The sequence below is a fragment of the Novosphingobium sp. TCA1 genome (assembly GCF_009811895.1).
Classification (GTDB): Bacteria; Pseudomonadota; Alphaproteobacteria; order Sphingomonadales; family Sphingomonadaceae; genus Novosphingobium; species Novosphingobium panipatense_A.
Genome location: NZ_BLJH01000126.1, coordinates 1 through 772, shown reverse-complemented (window position 1 = coordinate 772; position 772 = coordinate 1). Strand labels below are relative to the sequence as shown.

Below are 772 nucleotides of genomic sequence, written 5' to 3'. Positions count from 1 at the left end.
TGGTCGTGTCCCGCGGGGTGGTGTAGGAACCGTCGATCTACGGCAGGATCAGGTTCAGGTCAGGCGGCCAGTGCTGGCAAGCTGACAATAGGGTTATGGCTCACCGAGCCGAGAGTTTCCAGTGTCATGTATCGGCGCGATACGGCCCACTCATCGTTCTGCTCCAACATGAGCGCTCCGACGAGACGAACGACGGCAGCATCATTTGGGAAGATACCGATCACGTCTGCCCTTCGCTTGATCTCCTTGTTGACCCTTTCCAGCGGGTTGGTGGACGCGATCTGCGCCCAATGATCCTTAGGGAAGGCCATGTAGGCGAGCACGTCCTCGCGTGATGCGTCCATCATGTCGGCCAGCTTTGGAAACTTCTCGCGCAGGGCATCGGCAACCTGGTCCCACTGCTGGTGCGCCGCCTCGGCCGTTTCCTGCGCGAAGATCGTCTTAATCATGGCAATGACGGCGGGCCGTTGTTTGGGCGCGGCATGGGCAAACGCGTTGCGCATCCAGTGCACCCGGCAGCGCTGCTGGGTCGCGGAAAATACCTTACTGGCGGCGGCGCGCAGCCCTTTGTGATCGTCGGAGATGACCAGCTTCACACCACGCAGGCCGCGATCCGCCAGCGAGCGCAGGAAGGCTTTCCAGAAGGGTTCGGCCTCCGAGGGGCCGGTGGCTACGCCCAGAACCTCGCGCCGGCCATCGGTGTTGACGCCCACCGCGATTATCGCTGCCGTCGAGACAATCCTTCCGCCCTCGCGAACTTTGAGGTAGGTGG

General features: G+C 62.2%; 1 protein-coding gene. It reads right to left on the bottom strand.

Annotated elements, in window-relative coordinates:
- Positions 1-59: 59 nt before the first annotated feature.
- The coding region (locus NTCA1_RS28355; protein WP_159832506.1) for an IS256 family transposase at positions 60-772 on the bottom strand (713 nt) is incomplete at its 5' end.